This is a genomic window from Sphaerisporangium rhizosphaerae (genome assembly GCF_042665155.1).
Taxonomy (GTDB): domain Bacteria; phylum Actinomycetota; class Actinomycetes; order Streptosporangiales; family Streptosporangiaceae; genus Sphaerisporangium; species Sphaerisporangium rhizosphaerae.
This window is the reverse complement of the sequence record NZ_JBHTCG010000020.1, coordinates 62,405-82,293: the sequence shown is the minus strand read 5'-3', so window position 1 is coordinate 82,293 and position 19,889 is coordinate 62,405. Positions and strand designations below refer to the sequence as shown.

18 protein-coding genes are annotated in these 19,889 nt (G+C 70.7%); 9 read left to right on the top strand and 9 right to left on the bottom strand.

Annotated features, from left to right (window positions below; translation table 11 throughout):
- Nucleotides 1-72 precede the first annotated feature (72 nt).
- A complete protein-coding gene (locus tag ACFQSB_RS25920; protein WP_093173121.1) occupies nt 73-288 on the bottom strand; it encodes a helix-turn-helix domain-containing protein in 216 nt (71 codons plus the stop codon).
- A 114-nt stretch (nt 289-402) separates the two neighbouring features.
- Entirely contained in the window at nt 403-2,001 is a 1,599-nt protein-coding gene (locus tag ACFQSB_RS25915) for an ABC-F family ATP-binding cassette domain-containing protein (protein ID WP_380829562.1), read from the bottom strand.
- 297 nt (nt 2,002-2,298) lie between these two features.
- Here ACFQSB_RS25915 and ACFQSB_RS25910 point away from each other — a divergent pair, with 297 nt between their 5' ends.
- The 3 genes from ACFQSB_RS25910 (at nt 2,299) to ACFQSB_RS25900 (ending at nt 5,697) form a co-directional block, all read left to right on the top strand.
- Nucleotides 2,299-3,021, top strand: coding sequence for an IclR family transcriptional regulator (locus ACFQSB_RS25910; RefSeq protein ID WP_380829561.1), 723 nt, complete (start codon nt 2,299-2,301; stop codon nt 3,019-3,021).
- A 133-nt stretch (nt 3,022-3,154) separates the two neighbouring features.
- On the top strand, nt 3,155-4,102 hold the full coding sequence (locus ACFQSB_RS25905) for a PaaX family transcriptional regulator (RefSeq protein ID WP_380829560.1): 948 nt from the start codon (nt 3,155-3,157) through the stop codon (nt 4,100-4,102).
- A 341-nt stretch (nt 4,103-4,443) separates the two neighbouring features.
- Nucleotides 4,444-5,697 carry a cellulose binding domain-containing protein gene (locus tag ACFQSB_RS25900; RefSeq protein ID WP_380829559.1) on the top strand — a complete coding sequence of 418 codons (1,254 nt, stop codon included), beginning with the start codon at nt 4,444-4,446 and terminating at the stop codon, nt 5,695-5,697.
- Between the two features lie 95 nt (nt 5,698-5,792).
- Here ACFQSB_RS25900 and ACFQSB_RS25895 read toward each other — a convergent pair whose 3' ends face one another.
- Complete coding sequence (locus ACFQSB_RS25895) at nt 5,793-6,530, bottom strand: acVLRF1 family peptidyl-tRNA hydrolase (protein ID WP_380829558.1); 738 nt, start codon at nt 6,528-6,530, stop codon at nt 5,793-5,795.
- A gap of 808 nt (nt 6,531-7,338) precedes the next feature.
- Here ACFQSB_RS25895 and ACFQSB_RS25890 point away from each other — a divergent pair.
- Complete coding sequence (locus tag ACFQSB_RS25890) at nt 7,339-8,391, top strand: EAL domain-containing protein (RefSeq protein ID WP_380829557.1); 1,053 nt, start codon at nt 7,339-7,341, stop codon at nt 8,389-8,391.
- Between the two features lie 169 nt (nt 8,392-8,560).
- Here the strand turns inward: ACFQSB_RS25890 and ACFQSB_RS25885 are convergent, their stop codons facing one another.
- Both ACFQSB_RS25885 and ACFQSB_RS25880 read right to left on the bottom strand, forming a co-directional pair.
- On the bottom strand, nt 8,561-9,094 hold the full coding sequence (locus tag ACFQSB_RS25885; protein ID WP_380829556.1) for a pyridoxamine 5'-phosphate oxidase family protein: 534 nt from the start codon (nt 9,092-9,094) through the stop codon (nt 8,561-8,563).
- A gap of 55 nt (nt 9,095-9,149) precedes the next feature.
- Nucleotides 9,150-10,247 (bottom strand): serine hydrolase domain-containing protein, encoded by a 1,098-nt coding sequence (locus ACFQSB_RS25880; protein WP_380829555.1) that lies wholly within the window; start codon nt 10,245-10,247, stop codon nt 9,150-9,152.
- A gap of 376 nt (nt 10,248-10,623) precedes the next feature.
- On the opposite strand from ACFQSB_RS25880, the gene ACFQSB_RS25875 reads away from it, so the two are divergent.
- Complete coding sequence (locus tag ACFQSB_RS25875; RefSeq protein WP_380829554.1) at nt 10,624-11,880, top strand: carboxylate-amine ligase; 1,257 nt, start codon at nt 10,624-10,626, stop codon at nt 11,878-11,880.
- Between the two features lie 84 nt (nt 11,881-11,964).
- Here ACFQSB_RS25875 and ACFQSB_RS25870 read toward each other — a convergent pair whose 3' ends face one another.
- The 3 genes from ACFQSB_RS25870 to ACFQSB_RS25860 all read right to left on the bottom strand — a co-directional run bounded on the left by ACFQSB_RS25870 (nt 11,965) and on the right by ACFQSB_RS25860 (nt 15,536).
- Nucleotides 11,965-12,711, bottom strand: coding sequence for an aspartate/glutamate racemase family protein (locus tag ACFQSB_RS25870; RefSeq protein ID WP_354845003.1), 747 nt, complete (start codon nt 12,709-12,711; stop codon nt 11,965-11,967).
- On the bottom strand, nt 12,708-14,375 hold the full coding sequence (locus tag ACFQSB_RS25865; protein ID WP_380829553.1) for an NCS1 family nucleobase:cation symporter-1: 1,668 nt from the start codon (nt 14,373-14,375) through the stop codon (nt 12,708-12,710). Before ACFQSB_RS25865 ends, ACFQSB_RS25870 begins: the two co-directional genes overlap by 4 nt.
- 243 nt (nt 14,376-14,618) lie before the next feature.
- Entirely contained in the window at nt 14,619-15,536 is a 918-nt protein-coding gene (locus ACFQSB_RS25860; RefSeq protein ID WP_380829552.1) for an NADP-dependent oxidoreductase, read from the bottom strand.
- Nucleotides 15,537-15,691: 155 nt separating this feature from the next.
- Between ACFQSB_RS25860 and ACFQSB_RS25855 the strand changes: the two genes are divergently transcribed.
- The 4 genes from ACFQSB_RS25855 to ACFQSB_RS25840 all read left to right on the top strand — a co-directional run bounded on the left by ACFQSB_RS25855 (nt 15,692) and on the right by ACFQSB_RS25840 (nt 18,896).
- Nucleotides 15,692-16,594, top strand: a complete 903-nt coding sequence (locus tag ACFQSB_RS25855) for a helix-turn-helix transcriptional regulator (RefSeq protein ID WP_380829551.1) — start codon at nt 15,692-15,694, stop codon at nt 16,592-16,594.
- Between the two features lie 157 nt (nt 16,595-16,751).
- Nucleotides 16,752-17,396 (top strand): LysE family translocator, encoded by a 645-nt coding sequence (locus tag ACFQSB_RS25850; RefSeq protein WP_380829550.1) that lies wholly within the window; start codon nt 16,752-16,754, stop codon nt 17,394-17,396.
- A 493-nt stretch (nt 17,397-17,889) separates the two neighbouring features.
- A complete protein-coding gene (locus tag ACFQSB_RS25845) occupies nt 17,890-18,708 on the top strand; it encodes a helix-turn-helix domain-containing protein (RefSeq protein WP_380829549.1) in 819 nt (272 codons plus the stop codon).
- The gene (locus ACFQSB_RS25840) at nt 18,699-18,896 is read left to right on the top strand and encodes a DUF397 domain-containing protein (protein WP_380829548.1); all 198 of its coding nucleotides are present in this window, start codon (nt 18,699-18,701) and stop codon (nt 18,894-18,896) included. Before ACFQSB_RS25845 ends, ACFQSB_RS25840 begins: the two co-directional genes overlap by 10 nt.
- Nucleotides 18,897-19,072: 176 nt before the next feature.
- On the opposite strand, the gene ACFQSB_RS25835 is transcribed toward ACFQSB_RS25840, so the two are convergent.
- Entirely contained in the window at nt 19,073-19,708 is a 636-nt protein-coding gene (locus ACFQSB_RS25835; RefSeq protein ID WP_380829547.1) for a cysteine hydrolase family protein, read from the bottom strand.
- Nucleotides 19,709-19,889: the final 181 nt, after the last annotated feature.

The window sequence follows — 19,889 nt, the reverse complement described above, 5'->3', positions numbered from 1 at the left end:
TACCGGCGCGGGCGGGACGGGCTTCGGCTGAACGGCACGAGCGGCTGCGGTCGCGCGTATCCGAGGCGTCCGCTAGCGCTTGGACTTGCCCCGGGTGGCGCCCCCGCGCCCCCGCAGAGTCACGCCGGACTCGCTGAGGATGCGGTGGATGAACCCGTATGACCTGCCGGTCGACGCGGCGAGCGCGCGGATGCTCTCACCCGCGGCATACCGCTTCTTGAGATCGGCGGCCAGTTTTTCACGGTCGGCCCCGGTCACCCGGGTGCCCTTCTTGAGAGTCTCGGCCACGAGTACCTCCTGTAGTGCCAGACTTCCGCAGCGTTACTCACGCCATGATCAGTCATTTCAGCCGGATCGGCTACCTACTCCATGGGAAAAGATCCGTACCCGCTCAAATTAAGATCAGGCAAGTGCCACAAGATCGGAAAATTCATCGCTCCAAGCGTCTTCGACTCCGTCTGGTAGCAAGATCACCCTATCTGGTTGTAGGGCCTCAACGGCACCCTCATCATGCGTAACCAGGACAATTGCCCCAGAATAGGATCTTAGCGCTGAAAGTACTTGATCGCGGCTAACGGGATCGAGGTTGTTCGTGGGTTCGTCCAGCAACAGGACGTTGGCGCTCGACAGCACCAGCGTGGCCAGGGCCAGGCGCGTCTTCTCGCCTCCCGACAGCACGCCGGCCGGCTTGTCGGCGTCGTCCCCGGAGAACAGGAACGAGCCGAGCACCTTGCGCAGCGTCACGTCGGGCACGTCGGAGCCCGCCGAGCGCATGTTCTCCAGCACCGTGCGGCCGGCGTCCAGCGTCTCGTGCTCCTGGGCGTAGTACCCGAGCTTGAGGCCGTGGCCGGGGTGGATCTGGCCGGAGTCGGGCTTCTCCAGGCCGCCGAGCATGCGCAGCAGCGTGGTCTTGCCGGCACCGTTCAGGCCGAGCACGACCACGCGGCTGCCCCGGTCGACGGCCGCGTCCACGTCGGTGAAGACCTCCAGCGAGCCATAGGACTTCGACAGGCCGGTGGCCGTCAGAGGCGTGCGCCCGCAGGGCGCCGGGTCGGGGAAGCGCAGCTTGGCGACCTTGTCGGAGCGCCGCTCCTCCTCCACGCCCGCGAGCAGGCGCTTGGCGCGGCGTTCCATGTCCTGGGCGGCCTTGGCCTTGGTGGCCTTGGCGCGCATGCGGTCGGCCTGCGAGAGCAGCTGGGAGGCCTGGCGCTCGGCGTTGGCGCGCTCACGCTTCCTGCGCCGCTCGTCGCTCTCGCGCTGGGCCAGATACGTGGTCCAGCCGACGTTGTAGGTGTCGATGACGCCGCGGTTGGCGTCGAGGTGCAGGACCCGGTTGACCGTCGCTTCAAGAAGCCCGACATCGTGGCTAATAATGATCAAACCGCCCTGGTGTGATCGTAAAAAATCACGAAGCCACCCGATTGAGTCCGCATCGAGGTGGTTTGTCGGCTCGTCAAGCAGGAGAGTCTCCGCTCCGCTGAACAGGATGCGGGCCAGTTCCACCCGCCGCCGCTGGCCGCCGGACAGCGTCTGGAGCTGCTGCTTGAGCACGCGGTCGGGCAGGCCCAGGCTGGAGGCGATCGAGGCCGCCTCGGCCTCCGCGGAGTACCCGCCGAGGACGTGCAGCCGGTCCTCCAGGCGGCCGTACGCGCGCACGGCGCGGTCGCGCACGCGGGAGTCGTCGGAGGCCATGCCGATCTCGGCCTGGCGCAGCTCGCGCAGCACCTCGTCCAGCCCGCGGGCCGACAGGATGCGGTCTGCGGCCAGCACCGACAGGTCTCCGGTGCGCGGGTCCTGGGGGAGGTAGCCGACGCTGCCGGTGGTGGTCACCGTGCCGGCGGCGGGCAGCCCCTCGCCGGCCAGCACCTTGGTGAGCGTGGTCTTCCCCGCGCCGTTGCGGCCCACCAGGCCGATGCGGTCGCCGGGGTTGACGCGGAAGGAGGCCCCCTCGATGAGCAGGCGGGAACCGGCGCGCAGTTCGATGTCGGACGCGATGATCATGATGAGGGAACACTCCCAGAGCGGGGAACAAGGTCGAAGGACGTGCTGACGGTGGATACCGGGAACGCGGCGGGGCCGCCACGCGGCTCGGCCCGCTTCGTGAGTGCGCCGATCAATCGGGAGTGCGCATAGGCCTAGTGTACGGGCTGCCTGCGGCGGGGTTGATGGTCCGCGCGCCCGCCGATTCCCCGGTCCGCCCAGCGGTCCGCCCACCGGGTCACCGGCCCGCCGCCTCCTTCTGAGATGGTTTCGGTGACAAGACTGGTACATGGCGGTCACGCGCCGTACTGTTCGCCCATGACGGGTTCAGTCGGCGCGGACTCCGCGAACGGGCCGGTGACGGCCGGGCGTGGCGTGCTGGAAGGCGCCTTCACCCTCCTGGACGTCCTCGAACGCACCGGCGAGGCCGGTCTGACGCGGGTCGCCGCCGAGAGTGGCCTGCCCAAGGCGACGGCCTACCGCCTGCTGGAACAGCTGACCGATCTGGGCGCGGTGGAGAAGTCCGGCGGCAGGTACCGCGTCGGCGAGCGCGTGCACCGGCTGGCCGGAGCCTGGCGCGCGAGTCCGGCGCTGCGCCAGGCCGTGCAGCGCCCCCTACGGCGGTTCGCCCGGATGACCGGAGCGACGGTGGGGGTCTGCGTCCTGTCGCACGGGCACACCATGGTGATCGACGCGGTGGCCGGCGAGATGCGGCATCTGGCGCCGATCGTGCCTGGCACCTCGTCGCCGTGCTGGACGACCGCGGCCGGCAGGGTCCTGCTGGCCTGCACTCCGGCGGGCAGATCGCTGGCCCTGCCGCCGGGGAGCGGGCGCCGGGAGCTCGCGGACATCCGCGACACGGGCGTGGCCTACGACCGCGGAGAGCTCATGCCGCTCGTGCGCTGCGTGGCGGCCCCCCTCCACGACGCGGCGGGTGAGACGGTGGCCGCCCTCTACGCGCTGGTCGGAGCGTCGCATCCGCTGCCGCGGCTCGCCGACACCACCGCCCGCGTCGCCGGCGCGATCAGCACAAGCCTGTGACGGTTCCCGACGTGCGACCGCCGCGGGAAACCCGTATATGCAAGGGGTCCTGAGCTCGCCGGGAGAACGCGAGGTTGACGGCGCGAGGGCGGAGTCGTTCGGCAGGGACGTCGCCGTGCGGCAAGCTGATGACGTGAGCGCCCACGTGCCTTCGGAGGATGTCGGAGCCCCGCGGGCGCAGGCCGGCCCCAACCCACAGCACCTTCTGGCGACCCTGCTCGGCGAGTACCTCGACTCCTCGGAGGCGAACCTGCCGTCGGCGGCGGTGGTCGCGATGCTCAGGGAGTTCGGCATCAGCGAGTCCAGCGCGCGGGCCGCGTTGTCCCGGCTGACCAGGCGTGGCCTGATCGCCGTGCGGGGATCCGGACGGCCGCCCGTGTACCACCTCACCTCTCAGGCGATCGCCAGGCATCGCGCCCGGATGGATCATTTCCTCGGCTTCGGCGCCCGCCCGCCGCGGTGGACCGGCGACTGGGTGACCGTCTCCTTCTCGATCCCCCAGTCCGGCCAGGCCCCGCGGCACGCGGTCCGCAAGGCTCTGGGGGCGCTGGGTTTCGCCCGGCTGTACGACAGCGTGTGGATCCGGCCCGGATCCGACGCGGGTCCGGCGACCAAGGCGCTGCACGAGATCATGGACGGGGTCGACGGTGGCCGCTGGTCGGTGATGCACACCCGCTTCGACGCGGAGGCCGGCCCGCACGGCCCTGCCGCCGCCTACGACCTGGCCGGCCTCGCCTCGGCCTACGACGGTTTCATCGCGCGGTACGCGGATCTGCGGGCGGCCGTCCGCGACGGACAGGTCGACGCGACCCGGGCGCTGGTGGCCCGCACCTCCGTCATGGATTCCTGGCGGAGGTTCCCCGACATCGACCCGAACCTCCCCGAGCACCTCCTGCCGGCACCGTGGCCCCGCCAGGCCGCCAGGGAGCTCATGCTGGAGATCCACTCCGCTCTCGGCACGCTCGCCGAGGCGCGGCTGGTCCAGGTCACGACGCCGTACTGGCCGGACGCCGCGTCGTGGATCACCCACTTCCGGGCGTCGGAAACCTTTGTTTCCGCCCCGGCCCGCAGGGACGGTTAAAGGAAACTTTCACTCACTCGGACGACCGGCGGCCGCCCGGATGCCGATCGCGCCAGGGGCGTTTCCGGCCCGCGCGCACTCCGCTCGACCGGCTGAACCCGGTCGCTTGACACTTTTATTCGCCGCAGTGATAGTAACTGCGCATTGCCCATCGGCTCATCGCGGCTGACACGAGCGCGACCGGCAGCCGATGGTTCGCCGTATCGATCCGCGGACTCGATCCCGCGCCGGCCGGCCCGGCGCGGCGGGAGTCGGCCGTGCCGTTGCCGGGCTCCCGCCGGCGTCCGCCGCGTATGCCACATCCGACACAGAGCGCCGTTGTCACGCCTTCGGAGGGCGAAATGAGAAAACGCTCGATCATCAGCGCGGTACTGGCGGCCGCGGTCGCCCCGATATGCGCCGGAATGGTGGCGCTCACCATGACGCCGACCGCCGTCGCGGCGGTCGGCGGTTCAGGCCCCTATCCGGCCGATTACGAGACCTCCACCGGCCTGTCCAATCACACCATTTACCGGCCCGGAACCCTCCCGTCCGAGAAACTCCCCATTTTCGTCTGGGGCAACGGAGGCTGCTCCGCCAACGGGCTCTCGCAGCAGAACTTCCTCCGCGAGATCGCCTCGTACGGGTTCCTGGCCATCGCCAGCGGCGGCCCGAACGCCTCGGGTTCGACGACGTCCCAGATGCTCACCCAGTCCATCGACTGGGCGGTCGCGGAGAACGGCCGCCAGGGCAGCAAGTACTACGGCAAACTCGACACCACCAAGATCGCCGTAGGGGGCTACTCCTGCGGCGGCCTGGAGGCCTACGCCGTCTCCAACGACTCGCGTGTCACCACGACCACCATCTTCAGCAGCGGGTTGCTGAACGACTCCGACGACTACCAGCTCCGCCGGCTGACCAAGCCGATCGCCTACTTCATCGGCGGCACCAGTGACATCGCCTACCCCAACGCCATCGACGACTGGGGCAAACTGCCGTCGGGGCTGCCCGCCTTCATGGGCAATCTGAACGTCGGCCACGGCGGCACCTACGGCCAGACCAACGGCGGCGAGTTCGGCCGCGTGGCGGTGCTGTACCTCAAGTGGCGGCTGAAGGGCGACACGACGGCCGGGGCCAACTTCGTCGGCCCCAACTGCGGCCTGTGCAACACCCAGTGGCAGGTCCAGCAGAAGAACCTCACGCTCGACGGCGGCACCCCCTCTCCCTCCCCGTCACCTTCTCCCTCGCCGTCACCTTCCCCGTCACCTTCCCCGTCACCTTCCCCGTCACCTTCGCCCTCCCCGTCGCCCAGCGGCGGGACCGGAGGATGCTCGGCGGCCTACTCGGTGTCGAACCAGTGGGCCGGGGGGTTCGTCGCCTCCGTCAACGTCACCGCGGGCGGCGCCGCGATCAACGGCTGGAGGGTCGCCCTCACCCTGCCCTCCGGAGCCACGATCACGTCCATATGGAGCGGCGTCAACTCCGGCACCAGCGGCACCGTGACCGTCACCAACGCGAGCTATAACGGGCGGCTGTCGGCCGGGCAGAGCACCAACTTCGGGTTCCAGGGCACGGGAACCGGCGCCGGGGCCACCGTCACCTGCACCGCCACCTGATCCCGGCCCACCCTGGGCAGGGCGCGTCGCAGCGGCGGGCCGGGACCGAGGTCCCGGCCCGCCGTTCTGCCGACGCGGACGGCGGAGGCCTGGGCTCAGCCCGCGGGGTCCAGCAGGCGGACGCGGACGGCGCGGAAGTTCTTGGGGGTGTCCTGGAGCACGGCGAGCCGCGGGTCGGGCACGTCCAGGAAGGGCCCGGCCTCCAGGACGAAAAGCGGCGCGAGCCGCCGGTCCGCGCGCAGGGCGTCCACGGCGCGCCGATCTCCCCCAAGGACGACCGCGTCCAGCGCCGCCACCCGCGGCACCAGCACCCGCGCGGCCACGTCGGCCGCCGCCTGCGACGCCTCGCCGGCCTGCTTCTCCCTGCGGCGGGCGAAGCGCTGCTGCGACCAGCCTCCGGCCGCACTGCGCCCGTGCACCAGGCGCGAGCCCACTTTGGAGGCCACCAGCCGCCGTCCCTCGAACACGCCCGCCGCGTGCCCGCCGAGCCGCACGAGCAGGACACCGATCACCCGCTCGGCCGTCGCGTGCGCGACCAGGGCCGCGAGGAGGCCCTCACCGCGAACGTCCTCCGCCTCGGCGGTGGACGTCTCGAGCGGCACACCCGCGGAGGGTGGCGCGGTGAACGGGGGAAAGGGGACGTGGACTTCGGCGACGGCGCCGTCAGAGGCCCGCAGGCACACCACCTCGCCGCGCGGGACCGCCGTGGCCTCGTCCCGCAGGGCCGCTTCGCTCGCGCCGTGCCGCTCGGCGAACCCGCGCAGCCATCCCTCCAGGCGCTCGGGCGCGACCGACACCCATCGCCCCCCGCCCGCCGCCGGTCGTCCCGCCATGACCAGCGACAGTACAGGACGAAGGACCACGCACGTGGACAGCCGGGAACCGGCGGAGATGGAGGCACCCAGAACGGGATCTTGGCTACGGGGTGTGACAGCGCTTCCGACTGTCGGTAAAGAAATCCTTCCCTCCAACAGTGGGGGAAATATCCGTGAATTCCGCCTTCCAGCGTGCCTTGAGGTGATGAAACCGCAGCACAATCCATGGGTGACGGTCCTCAGAACCTCTTCCCCGGCCGCCTCGATCCTGGCGACCGCCACCCATACCGACGCATCCCCGGGAGCCTCGATGGCCCCTCCGGCTTCACCGGGATCTCCCGGCGCCCCCTCCCCCGGCCGCCACGGAGCCGCCCCCGGCGGCCCGGAGGCGGTCCCCCCGGGATACCCAGTAGCGCCCGCGTCCCCACACCCCGGCGCGACGCCGACGGCGACGTACCCAGGCTTTCCGGCCTCCGGCCCCACAGGACATTCGTCCCACCCCGGGTCCGGCACAGGTCATCCGGACTTCCCGGCGTCCGGCACCCCAGGTCATCGGGACTTCGTCACCTCCAGTTCCACGGGTCACCGGGACTTCCCCACCTCCAACACCCCGGGGCATTCGGACTTCGTCACTTCCGGTACCGGGGGTCACCCGGGCTCCCCCACCTCCAGCCCCACGGGCTCCGGGGGCCATCCGGGCTTCTACTCCGGACCGTCCGGACCAGCCGGACCTTCCGGGTCGTTCGGGTCGTTCCCGCCGGGGACGCCGGGAGCCCCGCGGGCCACCGCGATCTTCTTCCCGATCGTCGATCTGGACACCGGAGGGGTGATCGCCGTCGAGGCGGCAGCCGAGGCGGCCTCCATCGGGATCACGGGGGACGTCTCGGGGACGGTCGCCGCCGCCTATGCCGCCGCCCGCGAGGAGGCGCTGCTGCCGCTGCTGCTCACCGTGCCCTCGGACGCGGTGGTCCAGGGCTCCGGAGCCCTCGCCCCCTTGCACGAGGCCATGCGCGCCACCAGCCGCCGCCCCCGCGAGGTGATCCTGGTGATCACCGGCGACGTCGCGGCGCGCGACCGGCGGGCCCTGCTGACCGGCATCGACGGCCTGCGGACCATCGGCTACCTGGTCGCCGTCGGCGGCCTCGGCACCTCGCACGTCCCGCTCGACCTGATCGCCGACGCCGCGCCGTACGCGCTGGTGCTCTCGCCCGAACTGATGGAACGGGTGCCCCGCGACGCGCGGCGCAACGCCGTCGGCGAGGCGGTGGCGCACATGGCCAAGAGCCTGGGCGTCCACGTCCTGGCTCCCCAGGTGCGCGACGAGGCGCAGCTCACGACGCTGCGCGGCTGGGGGGTGCGTCTCGCCCAGGGGCCGCTGCTGGCCCCGCTCGACTGGCGGCCCTCGCACGGCAGGGTGCACGTGCCGCTGCCGGTGCCGGCCGAGCCGCAGCCGTCGATGATCGACCTCGGGCCCCGGGTCCAGGAGTTCCTCATGCCTGCGGTGACGCTGGGCATGCACGCCACGGCGGAGGAGGTGGTGGAGGCCCTCGGCACCGAACCGTCGATCACCAGCGTCATCCTGGTCGACGAGTATCAGCGTCCACGGGGAAGCGTGGAGCGCAGCCGCTTCCTGCTGTCGATCGCCGGCCCCTACGGGCACGCGCTGCACGCCAAGAAGCCGGCGCACCGCCTGGCCGACCCGCCCCGCGTCGTGCCCAAGACCACCCCGGTCATCGCCGCCATGCAGGTGGCGGGCAAGGACTCCGCGCGGGTGTACGACGACCTGGTGGTGGTGGACGAGGTGGGCCGCTGCATGGGCGTCGTCCACGTCGGCGACCTGATCCGCCACGTCGCCGACCTCCAGCCCGCCCACCGCTGACCGAAGCCGTCGCCTTTACGTTGTAGATCTACGCGCCCCCATGAGCTGACGTGTCGGCGTCCGGGTGCCTCCGCCCGGCGCGGGGCGCCCGGAGGGCGACCGCTGTCACACCTGATCGCCGCTGCGCGATCGCGAGGCAGGGCGGCGTGGGCGGCCGGGCATTGTGCCCTCAGCTCCACCGGTAGCGGGTCTCGGACGACTCGCTACCGGTGGCGAAGGCGAAGCCCTTGTCCGGCTGGAGCCGGTAGAGGCGGACATCGCCGGTCCGGACGGCGTCGCCCAGGTGGTACCAGGTTCCGTCCTCGCGGGTGAGCTGCCAGCCGTAGGCCTGTTCGAAGGCGGTCGCCACGGCGTCCCTGGTGGCCTGGTCGGTGACCAGGCTCGCGGTGCCTTCGATGACGTGGTCCACGCCGGTCAGGGTGCCGGTTCCGGCGGTCACCGCGCAGTGCCGGTTGGCGCTGAGATTTTTGGCCTTCTGCTCGTTCTCGCCGGTGGTGAACCACATCGCGCCCAGCGTCCACACCGCCAGCAACGGTGTCACGTGCGGGCGGCCATCCCGGCGCACGGTGCACAGCTGGAACTTCTGGATCCGGCGCAATGCCCACTCCGTCTCCTCCCACGGCGTCGGGCAGGCGCCGGGCGACGAGAACGGACCGAGGCCGGTCTGCGGCGCGGTCGAGTCGCCGGCTGTGTGATCGGACATGATTCTCTCCTTCTGATCGTCGCGAATCCCATCCCGGCACAGCCGCACGAAATGCTCAGCTGGTCCCGGCGAGATGGTCGGCCAGAATGGCGGTGACCGAAAGGGCGGTGTCGAAGTTCGGGACGAGCCGGGTTTTCGTCAGCGCGAAGGCGACCCCCCGCACGGGGTCGGCGTAGGCGTAGCTTCCGCCTCCGCCCGGCCATCCGAATGCCACGGAGTTCTCCTCGGCGGGGGCGCCGATCCTGCCGACCGGGAAGCCCAGCGCCATCCGCGAGGGATTGCCGAAAACCTGGTCCGTCCCCTCGAACGCGAGCGCGGACAGGTGCGCCGACCGCGCGGAGTCCAGGAGTTCGCCCCGCAGCACGGCGTCGAACATCGCGGCGAGGCCGTGAGCGGTGGCGCTGGCCACCGATGGAATGTCGGCGCGCAGGATCTCGTCGTCGTTGCCGAAGTCGGCACTGGGCCGGCTTTCCCAGGGTGCGAGGATCGCAGCACCGTCGTCCGGGCCGACAGGCCATTGCCGCGTCTGCTGCTCCAGGCGTGCCAGCCCCGCGAGCGACTCCTTGGGAGCGGCGAAGTAGAGCCGCCCCTCGATATCGAGCGGCGCGGTGATCCACTCACGGAGCAGCGCGCGCATGGGCCGCCCGGTCGCGCGGCGGGCCAGTTCGCCGACGAGATGGCCGAAGGTGTACGAGTGATAGCCGACGGCGGTGCCCGGCGGCCAGCGCGGCTCGGCGGCGGCCAGCGCCTCACACACCCTTGCCCAGTCGGGAAGCTCGCGCGGGGTGATCTGTCGCGGCATGGCCGGAAGGCCGACGGTGTGGGTCAGCACGTGCCGCAGTGTCGCCGTGGCCTTGCCGTGCACGCCGAACTCGGGCCACAGGTCCGTGACCGGGGTGTCGTAATCGATGAGACCCCCCTGTACGAGCAGATGTGCCAGCACGGCCGCCACGTTCTTGCCGGTGGAGAAACTGAAGATCGGCGTTCCGGAGGTGAGCGGCCTCCCGGTGGCCGGGTCGGCCGTACCGGCCACCGCGTCAACGATCAGCGTGCCATGATGATAGACGGCGACCTGCACACCGGTCTCCGCGCCGGTATCGATCAGCGTGTCGATATGACGCTGGATCCGGTTCTGTATCTCAATCGTCGCCATCGTCGTCACCTCCCCCGCAGCGCGGAGGAATCACCTCTCCGGTCCGGCGGAATGTGAGGTGCCGCCCATCCGTGCCCTCCGCCGGGCATGCCGACTCGGCCGTCGTGGTCCCGTCCAGACGCGTGGTGCGCGTTCGCCGTGCGGCACCCCGAACGTCGATCACTCATGAACCGGTGCGGGGCGAGCATGTTCCCCCTCGCCCGGGGAATGTCGGGGCGCATCGATCATCGCCCTGCGGGGCTCGTGGGTGAGGGGTGGCGGTTTTAGAATGGCGTCGATGAACGAGCCGAAGCGCCGCAAGCCGCCCGTGTCGCGCAGGCGCCCTGGCCGTCGTGAGCTGCTCGTGGTGTCCCCCTCATGGCTTGGGACGGTGTAGGTGAGCTTCGCGCGGTCCTATCGGCCGGCCGAGGGCGACGCGGTCACCCTCGGCGTCGAGGAGGAGTTCCTGGTCGTCGACGCCCTGGACGGCCGCCCCGTCCCCGGCAACGCACGACTGCTGGACGTACTCGACAGACCGCGGGCCGGCGAGCCCTCGCACGTGGCCGACCGGCACGCCGAGCAGGCCGCGGCGACCGGCTCAGGCGCCCCCGCGACGGCGGGTACGGGCGCCGGGCCGGCGGGGTCGGCGGGGTCGGCGACCGGGTTCGAGGCCGAGTTGCTGGCGTCCATGATCGAGACGGTGTCCCCCGTGCGGACGGACCTGGGCGGGCTTCGCGAGGTGCTGGCCGGGGGCCGGGCCCGGCTGGGACGCGCCGCGGCCGAGGCGGGCCTGCGCGTCCTGGCCATCGGTTCTCCGGTCACCCCTCCGGCCGTCCCCCGCACCGTGTCGGCGAAGGCGCGGTACGGCGAGCTGCGCGACCTGTACGGACTGATCGTCACCCAGCAGGAGACGTGCGGGTTGCACGTCCATGTGGGCGTGGCCGACCGTGAGATGGCGGTGGCGGTGGTCAACCGGCTCAGGCCCTGGCTGCCGACCCTGCTCGCGATCTCCGCGAACTCCCCCTTCTGCGACGGCGCCGACACCGGCTACGCGAGTTGGCGCACCGTCGCGCTGTCCCGCTGGCCCGCCACCGACATCCCCCCGCACTTCTCCAGTGCCGCGCACTACGACCAGGTGACGGCCATGCTGCATCGCAGCGGCGCGCTGGTCCCCTCAGCGCACCCGTACTGGCTGGCCAGGCCGTCGGCGCGGTTCCCGACCGTCGAGCTCAGGGCCGCGGACGTCGCCGCCACCGTGGACGAGGCGGTGCTCCAGGCCGCTCTGTCGCGCGCGCTGGTGCGCACCGCCTGCGCCGAACTGGCGGCGGGCGAGGACACCGCCGACCCCGGCGACACCGAGATCCTGCGGGCCGCCCTGTGGGCCGCCGCCCGCTTCGGGCTGAACGGCGACGGCGTGCATCCGAGGACGGGCGGCGGGGTGCCCGCCACCGCGCTCGTGGACGAGATGCTCGACCGCATCCGTCCCGCGCTGCGGGAGACCGGCGACGAGGAGGAGGTCGACCGGCTTCTGACCGCACTGGCCCGCACCGGCACGGGCGCCGAACGCCAGCGCGCCCTGCTCACCCCGGACACCGGCCGGGCCGGCGCGGCACGCCTGATCGAGGCGTTCGACATCGCCACCGCGAGCCTCTGATCCGGCCGGCACGACCACACCGCGTGCCGGCGTAGCCGACCGACCACATGCGACGATGGGGCGTTTCCGGCGGCGCGGCGGAGGTCATCCCCGGGCCGGGATGGTGAAGCCGCCGAGAGGTCCCGAGTAGCGCTTGGGCGGGGGCGGCGCGTACTCGCCGCGGGCGCTCGTGCGCAGCCCAAGGCGGACCAGGGACTCGACGAGGGTGGTGGCGGCGGTCACGCCGTCGATGACCGGGACGCCGAGGCGGCCGGAGATCTCAGCGCAGAACGCCGCCATCCCGGCGCAGCCGAGCACCACCGCGTCACTGCCGTCCGCTTCGAGGGCAGCGGCGCACAGCCTGGTCACCACCTCGCGGGCGTCGCCGTCAGGGCGATCCAGATCGAGCACGGGGATGTCGCAGGCGTGCACGCCGCGGCAGGCGGCGGCGAAGCCGTACCTGTGGGCGAGGTCCCAGGCGCGGCCCGCCGTCCTGGACAGGGTGGTCACCACGCTGAAGCCGCGTCCGACGAGGGTCGCGACGTGCATGGCGGCCTCGGCGATCCCCACGACGGGACCGGCCGCCAGCTCGCGCGCCGCGTCCAGGCCGGGGTCGCCGAAACAGGCGATGACGTACCCGTCGGTCCCGTCCCGCTCACCGGCCGCGACCTCGGTGAGCAGCCCGGGAACGGCGAGCGCCTCGTCGTAGTGGCTCTCGATCGACTCGGGGCCCATGGCCGGGCTCACGGCCACGATCGTCGTGCCCGGCCCCGCCACCGCCCGGGCGCAACGGCCGATCGACTCGGTCATGGCCTGGGCGGTGTTGGGGTTGATCACCCGGATGCGGGTCACGGGCCGGCCGGAGTCGCGCCCTCCGGGACGGCCGCTCGCGCGGCGGCCCCGTCGGAGGCGGCGGCCAGGTCGCGGTCCAGGCCGGTGATGCGGGGCGAGACCCGCTCGAACGCGACCAGCGCCACGAAGCCCAGCCCGCAGCCGATGAACCAGCTGTAGTCGGCGATCCAGGTCAGGTCGATCGTGGTCAGACCGAGGTCGAGCAGCAGCTTGGGGGCCAGCACCGAGGCGATGGCCGGCACGCCCGCGGCCACGGTCGCCCAGACCGCGTTGGGGTTGTACCCCCCGCGGAACCAGTAGCGGCCGGCCCGGTCGAGGGTGAACAGCTCGTCCACCCACACCCGCTGCCGCGAGCACACGTAGTAGCCGGCGATGAGGATGCCGAACAGCGGCCCGATGAGGGCTCCGAGCAGGCCGAGCGTGTAGTGGATGGCGTCGGGGTTGCCGTACCAGTTCCAGGGCGTGAGCAGCACCGACCCGACCGCCGCGATCATGCCGCCGGTACGCCAGCTGATCCGCCTGGGGTTGACGTTGGAGAAGTCGAACGCCGGGGAGATGAAGTTGGCGACGATGTTGATGCCGACCGTCGCGATGACGAAGGTCAGCCCGCCGAGCAGGATGGCGAACGGCGTGTCGATGCGCTGGACGGTGTGGATGGGGTCGGTGATGAGCTCGCCGAACACCGGCACCGTGGCCGAGGCGGTGATCACCGTCAGGATGGAGAAGAAGAGGAAGTTGACCGGGAGCCCCAGCAGGTTCCCCCGCTTCACCGCGGCGAACGAGCGCCCGTACCGGGAGAAGTCCCCGAAGTTGAGCATCGGCCCGGAGAAGTAGGAGACGACCAGGGCGATGGCGCCCAGCATGACCGGGATGGACTCGCCGAAGCCGAGCACCTCACCCTGGGAGAGGTCGAGGCTGATGTTGCGCCATCCGGCCCGGCTCACCAGGTAGACGGCCAGGACCAGCATGACCACGTACACGGCGGGCCCGGCCCAGTCGATGAACCGGCGGATGGCCTCCATGCCCTTCCAGAAGACCGCCGCCTGCGCCACCCAGAGGATGGCGTAGCAGATGTACCCGAGGGCGGGCAGCCCCAGGAACCCGTACTCGCGCACGTCGTTCAGCGCCGCCGTGGCGGGCCAGAACTTCAGGAAGATGATGATGAGCGCCTGTGAAGCCAGGTAGGTCTGCACGCCGTACCAGGCGATGGCGATGAGTCCCCGGACGACGGCCGGGATGTTCGCGCCCAGCACGCCGAAGATCGCCCGGTTGATGACCGGGTACGGCACGCCGGTCATCTGGCTGGGCTTGGCCACCAGGTTGCAGAAGACGTTGACGATGACGATGCCCGCCACGAGCGCGAACAGCACCTGCCAGCTCGCCAGGCCCAGGGCGAACAGGCTGCCCGCGGTGACGTAGCCGCCAACGCTGTGCACGTCCGACATCCAGAAGGCGAAGATGTTGTAGGAGGACCAGTTCTGGTGGCGCAGCGGAGCCAGGTCCTCGTTGGCCAGCCGGGGATCGTAGCCGGGCTTGACCAGGCCGCCGGCCGGGGCGTCCTCGCCGGAGGCCGCCGGGACGGTCGTCGTGGTGGCGGTGGTGGCGGTAGTGGTGACCATGTCGGGTGCGTGGCTGGGTGGGGGTGACACACTGGATTCGGTCATTTCGCATCCCTGGGCGAAAGGTGCGGTGGACGGACATGTCCTGATCAGGGACCGGCAGTGCAGTGCGCGCACGCGTACGGTCGAGAGAAACCCTCGACCGACACCGTCAACCTATTACTTGGCGCCCGGCGGCGAATTTCGCCGGTGTTAATCCCTTATGACAGGGGCGCAATGGCGCCCATACTGCTCGGCGGGCGAGTCGCCTTCCGGCGAGTCCCTCTGATCTCCCATGCCGTACATGCTCTAGGGCCGGAGCACGATCTTGCCGTGGGTGTGCCCCCGCTCCAGCTCGCGGAAGGCGTCCCGCACTCCCTCCAGCGGGTAAACGCGGGCGATCGGCACCTCGAGCTCCCCGCGCGCGGCGAGCCGGGCCAGTTCGCCGAGCACGACCGCGCACGCCGCCGCGCCTTCTCCGTAGGTCCGCGCACCGACCTTGGCCGCGGCCCGCCAGTCGCGGATCGTGTCGATCCGCTCGGGCCGTACGCCCAGTTCCACCGCCAGGGCCACGTAGCCGTCGCCGAAGGTGTCGATGAACGCGTCGACGTTCCCGCCGCAGGCCTGCCGGATCCGTTCGGCCACACCCTCCCCGTACCTGACCGGGACGACACCGCGGTCCTTCAACCAGGCGTGGTTCGGCTCGCTCGCCAGCCCGATCACCGTGGCGCCGCGCCGCCGGGCGAGTTGCACGGCGAGCGACCCGACGCCGCCCGCCGCACCGGAGACGACGACCGTGTCCGCCGGTCCGGGGTCGACCGCGAACACGGTGGCGTACGCGGTCGTGCCGGCCACGTACAACGACCCGGCCACCTCCCAGGGCAGCCCCTCCGGGCGCGAGACCAGATTCACGTCGTCGACCACGACGAACTCCGCGTGGCTCGCTCTGTTGTGGGTGAAGCCGAGGACCTCGTCGCCCACCGAGAAGCCGCGCACCTGCGGACCGGCCTCCACCACGACGCCGGACAGATCGCTGCCCTGCCCGGAGGGGAACCTCGCCGGCCAGCGGTCGTGCCGCGCCCCCTCCCGGATCATCACCTCGCCGGGCTGGATCCCGGCCGCGCGGACCTCGACCAGCACCTGCCCGGGGCCCGGCGCCGGACGTTCCACCTCCTCCACCCGCAGGACATCGATCCCGCCGTACTCGTGGAACCGCACTGCCTTCATGACGTGATCACCGCTCCGCCTCGTCCGGTTGGGCCTTGGACGGCCACACCAGAACTATGCCTCCGCCTTCGACGGCTGAGAACCGGAGCGGTCCGCCTAGGATCGGCGGTCCGAGGATGCGTTCCACGAATGGTGATATCACTACCGATATGGGGATGAACCGCGACGAGCTTGCCGATTTCCTGCGCCGGTCCCGGGAACGGCTGACTCCACGGGACGTCGGGCTGGTCGAGGGCCCGAGGCGGCGTACGCCAGGACTGCGCCGCGAGGAGGTCGCGGTGCTCGCCGGGATGTCGTCCGACTATTACATGCGGCTCGAGCAGGCCAGAGGCCCGCAGCCCTCGGTTCAGATGCTGGCCGCGCTGACGCGCGCGCTGCGGCTCACCACCGACGAGCGGGACCACCTGTACCTGCTCGCCGGACACCGCCCGCCGGAGGGGGCGCGGGCCGGGGAGTACCTGCGGCCGAGCATGCTGTACCTGCTCGACCGGCTGGACAGCGTTCCGGTCCAGGTCCTGAGCGATCTGGGCGACCTGCTGGCGCAGAACGACATGGCGGCGGCGTTGTTCGGGTGCGTGTGCACCGTGGCCCAGGAGGACCGCAACATCGTGCTGCGCTGGTTCACCGAACCGGACGTGCGAAGCCACTTCGCAGCCGAAGAGCACGAGGAGCACGCCCGGCAGCTGGTCGCCGACCTGCGCGCCGCGGCGGCCCGCCGCGGCAACGACGCGGCATCCCGCACACTCGTCACGCGGCTCCGCGCGGCCAGCGCCGAGTTCGCGGCGCTGTGGGACCGGCACGAGGTCGCGGTGCGCGTGTCACACCCGTACCGGCTCACGCATCCCGAGCTCGGCAGGATCGACTTCGACTGCGAAGTGCTGGCGACGCCCGCGACCGACCAGCGACTGCGGGTCTTCACCCCGCCGCCCGGCGGCACCGAGGCGCTGGACATGCTTCGCGTGCTCGGCCCGCAGCACCGGCACGACACCGCCGCGACGCGTGCCACGACCAGGACGAGCGCACCGACGAGGGTGATCGGCGACTCACGTACGTCCTGAGCACGTCGGCTCCGTGATCGCACCCGTGGTCGATCGAGCGATCACCCACAGCCGACGATCAGCGAAGTGGACCCTCCTACGCGGAGCGATCGGGTGGGTCCGCAGCCTTCGACTCATCTCACGATCCGAAGCCCGCGCAGGCCCATAGGGTCGGGATATGACGCATGAGGCTCTTGTGGCTTATCTCGGCATCGTCGCGCTGATCACCATCACGCCCGGCCCCGACACGGCCATGGTCGTGCGCAACGCGATGCGCCACGGCTGGGCCGCCGGCGTGCGCACCGGCCTCGGCAGCGCGACGGGCCTGCTGCTGTGGGGACTGGCCGCGTGCGCGGGCATCGCCGCGGTGCTGGCGGCGTCCGCGCTCGCCTTCACCGTGCTCAAGCTCGCCGGCGGCATCTACCTCGGCTACCTCGGAGCTCGCATGCTCTGGCAGGCATGGCGGCGGGCGGCGCGTCCCGCGGCGACCGTTCCCGTGCCCGTCCAGGCTCCGGCGAGCTCCGGGGCGCTCTTCAAGCAGGGGCTGACCACCAACCTGCTCAATCCCAAGGCCGCCGCCTTCTTCACGGCGCTGCTCCCCCAGTTCGTCACGACCGGCGGAACGGCGGCCACCCCGCTCATCATCGGCCTGACGCTCATCGCGGCCATGGGCAACCTGACCGGCACCTTCGTGTTCGCCTTCACCGCGCACCGGGCGGCCCGGCTGTTCGGGCGCCGTCTCTTCGAGCCGGTGCTGGACGGCATCGTCGGCGCCGTCCTGCTCGTCCTCGGCGGCAGGCTCGCGTTCAGCGGACGTCCCTGACCGGTGACCCCGCGGCGCGCTGCACTTCGTGGTCACGACGACCTCGCACCTAGCCGCCTCGACGCGGAAGTGCCCCCCTGAGGCTTCGGGTACCGAGCCGAAGGCGCACCAGACGATCTTGCCGCCGTGACCGGGTAGCGGCATCCCCAGCGGGCGGCCAGGGCGTTCACACGCCTGACGTATTCGCGCGCGTAGCCCGCGGCCTCTGGTTCGGCCCTCATCTTCAGGTACTGCTCCCGCGTTCTGCCGCCGCCCATCGGCCGCCTCCACGATACGAGTCGGGGTGTCGGGTGCCCGGCGGCAAAGCGCGTCCAATTACGGTCGTGGACCGAAAACCGTCTGCCACCGGGCACGAATTCGCCTTACCATCCTGTAGTCGATCGGATACTTTGCGTAGCCGATCGAACTCACCGAAAGGCACTCCCCCGGTCATGTCGTGGTGAGCTCGTGGGATGTGCCGTGGCGCGGCGAAGGCGAGGGATAGATGGGCAGAATGGTCGATATCGACCCCCAATCATCGGGTGCGGCGCGGTTCTCGTACGAGCTACGGCGGCACCGCCTCAGGGCCGGGATGACCCAGGAGCAGTTCGGCCGCAGGGTCGGCTACTCCGAAAGCCTCATCGGCATGGTCGAGACCTGCAGACGCATCCCCACAGAAGGCCTCGCCCAGTTGTGCGACCAGGTCTTCGGCCTCGACGGCGTCATGCACGGCCTCTACCTGGACGCCTGGCCGCCCCTCCCCCCGGTCCCCGAGCATTTCCGCGACTGGGCCGCCGAGGAACTACGCGCGACAGCGCTCCGCCTGTGGGATCCCCTGCTGATTCCCGGCCTCTTTCAAACCGAACAGTATGCAAGATGGATCATCGAATGCGCCCCTGGGATCACGGCCGAGGAAATCGATCGACGCGTGTCGGGCCGGATGCAGCGCAAGAAGGCGCTGACGCTCGACGACGGCCCGATGGTGTGGGCCCTTCTCGACGAGGGCGTTCTCCATCGGCCGATCGGCTACCCCCAGGCCATCCGCCAGCAGTTGGAGTACCTCGTGGAGGTGGCACGGCATCCCAAGGTGACCATTCAGATAGTTCCCTACGGCGCGAAGGCGGGGGCGGGGCTGATCGGCGCATTCGGCATAGCGGAAATGCGCGGCGTCCCATATACGGTGTACGTGGAGGCTCAGCCACATGGCCGGACGATCGGCGAACGAGGAATGATCTCCAGGCTCGTCACCCGGTACGACGCCATTCGCGGCGAAGCCCAGTCCCAGTCACTGTCCTTGCGGATGATCGAGGAAGCGGTGCGGAAATGGACCTGAGCCAGGCCCGGTGGCGCAAGTCGAGCATGTCCGGCGACGACGGCGGTATGTGCGTCGAGGTGGCGGCCAACCTGCCCGGAGTCGTCGCCGTCCGCGACTCCACCGATCCCGGCGGCCCCGTCCTGACCTTTCCCCCGGAGGCCTGGACGAGGTTCCTCCGGGCCATGAAGTCCGGCCAGACCACCTGAGCGCCTGAGCCAAGAAGCCCGTCCGCCGTCGGCACTGCGACCGGCATATGAGCCGGCGGCGGCCCTGGGCGTCGATACCGGGGATGTCCACGTCCGAGGTCTCGCGGATCCATGCCGGCCCGGATGAGGAGATCACCGTCGCGCCCCGGCGGAGAGAATGACCTCGCGGCCTGCCTTCAGCCTGACCGAACGCTCCTGCCGCTCGCCGCGAGGAAGCCTGCGACGTCGACGGTGGCATGGGAGATCAGCCGGTAGCGCCGCACCATTTCCTCGTAGGCCTCCTCGCCGCCGATGGCGGCGGTGGCGTCCGTGAACGTCGTCACGTGGTAGCCGCGTTCCATCGCACTGCGCGCGGTCGACTCCACGCAGAGGGTGCCGATCATCCCGGCGACCGCGACGTACTCGACGCCGTGCTGACGCAGTTGGACGTCGAGGTCGGTGTTGGCGATCACGTCGATGTTCTTGTGCGGGATGATCGTGATCTCGCCGGGACGCGGCCCCAGCCGAGGGTGAAAGTCAGCGCCCCAACTGCCGGCCTCGAACATCCGCTTCTCGTACATCTCCTGGTGGATGCCGGACAGGTGCTTCCACGTCGTGTAGTCCTCTTCGGTGTAGGACATCGGACAGAAAAAGATCGGCATCTGTCGCTCGCGTGCCCCCGCGAGCAGGCGTGCGAGATTCTCCAGAACGCCGATCCGCGCGAACTCGTCCTTGAAGAGAGGGTAGCCTTTTCCGTTTTCGGAGAAGATGTCGTTCACGGTGTCGATCAGGACCAGGCCCGTGGCCTTCGGTTCATATGTGACACTCGACATGATGTGTCCTCATGTTTCGATCTCACAGATCCCAGTGATGCCGTTCAGGGGACGATGCCTGCGAGCTCTGAGAACGCGCCGATCGCCGTCGATGCGCGGTTGTGGATATCGAACCAGATGGCGCGCCCAGCAGCGCGACTCCCACGTACTCACACTACCTGCAGCGCTGCCTCACCCCAGG

What these genes read in the sequence shown, in the direction of transcription:
- ACFQSB_RS25895 (WP_380829558.1), bottom strand. Translation starts at nt 6,530, where the DNA reads ATGGCGGGACGACCGGCGGCGGGCGGGGGGCGATGGGTGTCGGTCGCG.
- ACFQSB_RS25865 (WP_380829553.1), bottom strand. Translation starts at nt 14,375, where the DNA reads ATGACCGAATCCAGTGTGTCACCCCCACCCAGCCACGCACCCGACATG.
- ACFQSB_RS25835 (WP_380829547.1), bottom strand. Translation starts at nt 19,708, where the DNA reads ATGTCGAGTGTCACATATGAACCGAAGGCCACGGGCCTGGTCCTGATC.
- ACFQSB_RS25840 (WP_380829548.1), top strand. Translation starts at nt 18,699, where the DNA reads ATGGACCTGAGCCAGGCCCGGTGGCGCAAGTCGAGCATGTCCGGCGAC.
- ACFQSB_RS25860 (WP_380829552.1), bottom strand. Translation starts at nt 15,536, where the DNA reads ATGAAGGCAGTGCGGTTCCACGAGTACGGCGGGATCGATGTCCTGCGG.
- ACFQSB_RS25910 (WP_380829561.1), top strand. Translation starts at nt 2,299, where the DNA reads ATGACGGGTTCAGTCGGCGCGGACTCCGCGAACGGGCCGGTGACGGCC.
- ACFQSB_RS25880 (WP_380829555.1), bottom strand. Translation starts at nt 10,247, where the DNA reads ATGGCGACGATTGAGATACAGAACCGGATCCAGCGTCATATCGACACG.
- ACFQSB_RS25915 (WP_380829562.1), bottom strand. Translation starts at nt 2,001, where the DNA reads ATGATCATCGCGTCCGACATCGAACTGCGCGCCGGTTCCCGCCTGCTC.
- ACFQSB_RS25885 (WP_380829556.1), bottom strand. Translation starts at nt 9,094, where the DNA reads ATGTCCGATCACACAGCCGGCGACTCGACCGCGCCGCAGACCGGCCTC.
- ACFQSB_RS25850 (WP_380829550.1), top strand. Translation starts at nt 16,752, where the DNA reads ATGACGCATGAGGCTCTTGTGGCTTATCTCGGCATCGTCGCGCTGATC.
- ACFQSB_RS25900 (WP_380829559.1), top strand. Translation starts at nt 4,444, where the DNA reads ATGAGAAAACGCTCGATCATCAGCGCGGTACTGGCGGCCGCGGTCGCC.
- ACFQSB_RS25845 (WP_380829549.1), top strand. Translation starts at nt 17,890, where the DNA reads ATGGTCGATATCGACCCCCAATCATCGGGTGCGGCGCGGTTCTCGTAC.
- ACFQSB_RS25855 (WP_380829551.1), top strand. Translation starts at nt 15,692, where the DNA reads ATGAACCGCGACGAGCTTGCCGATTTCCTGCGCCGGTCCCGGGAACGG.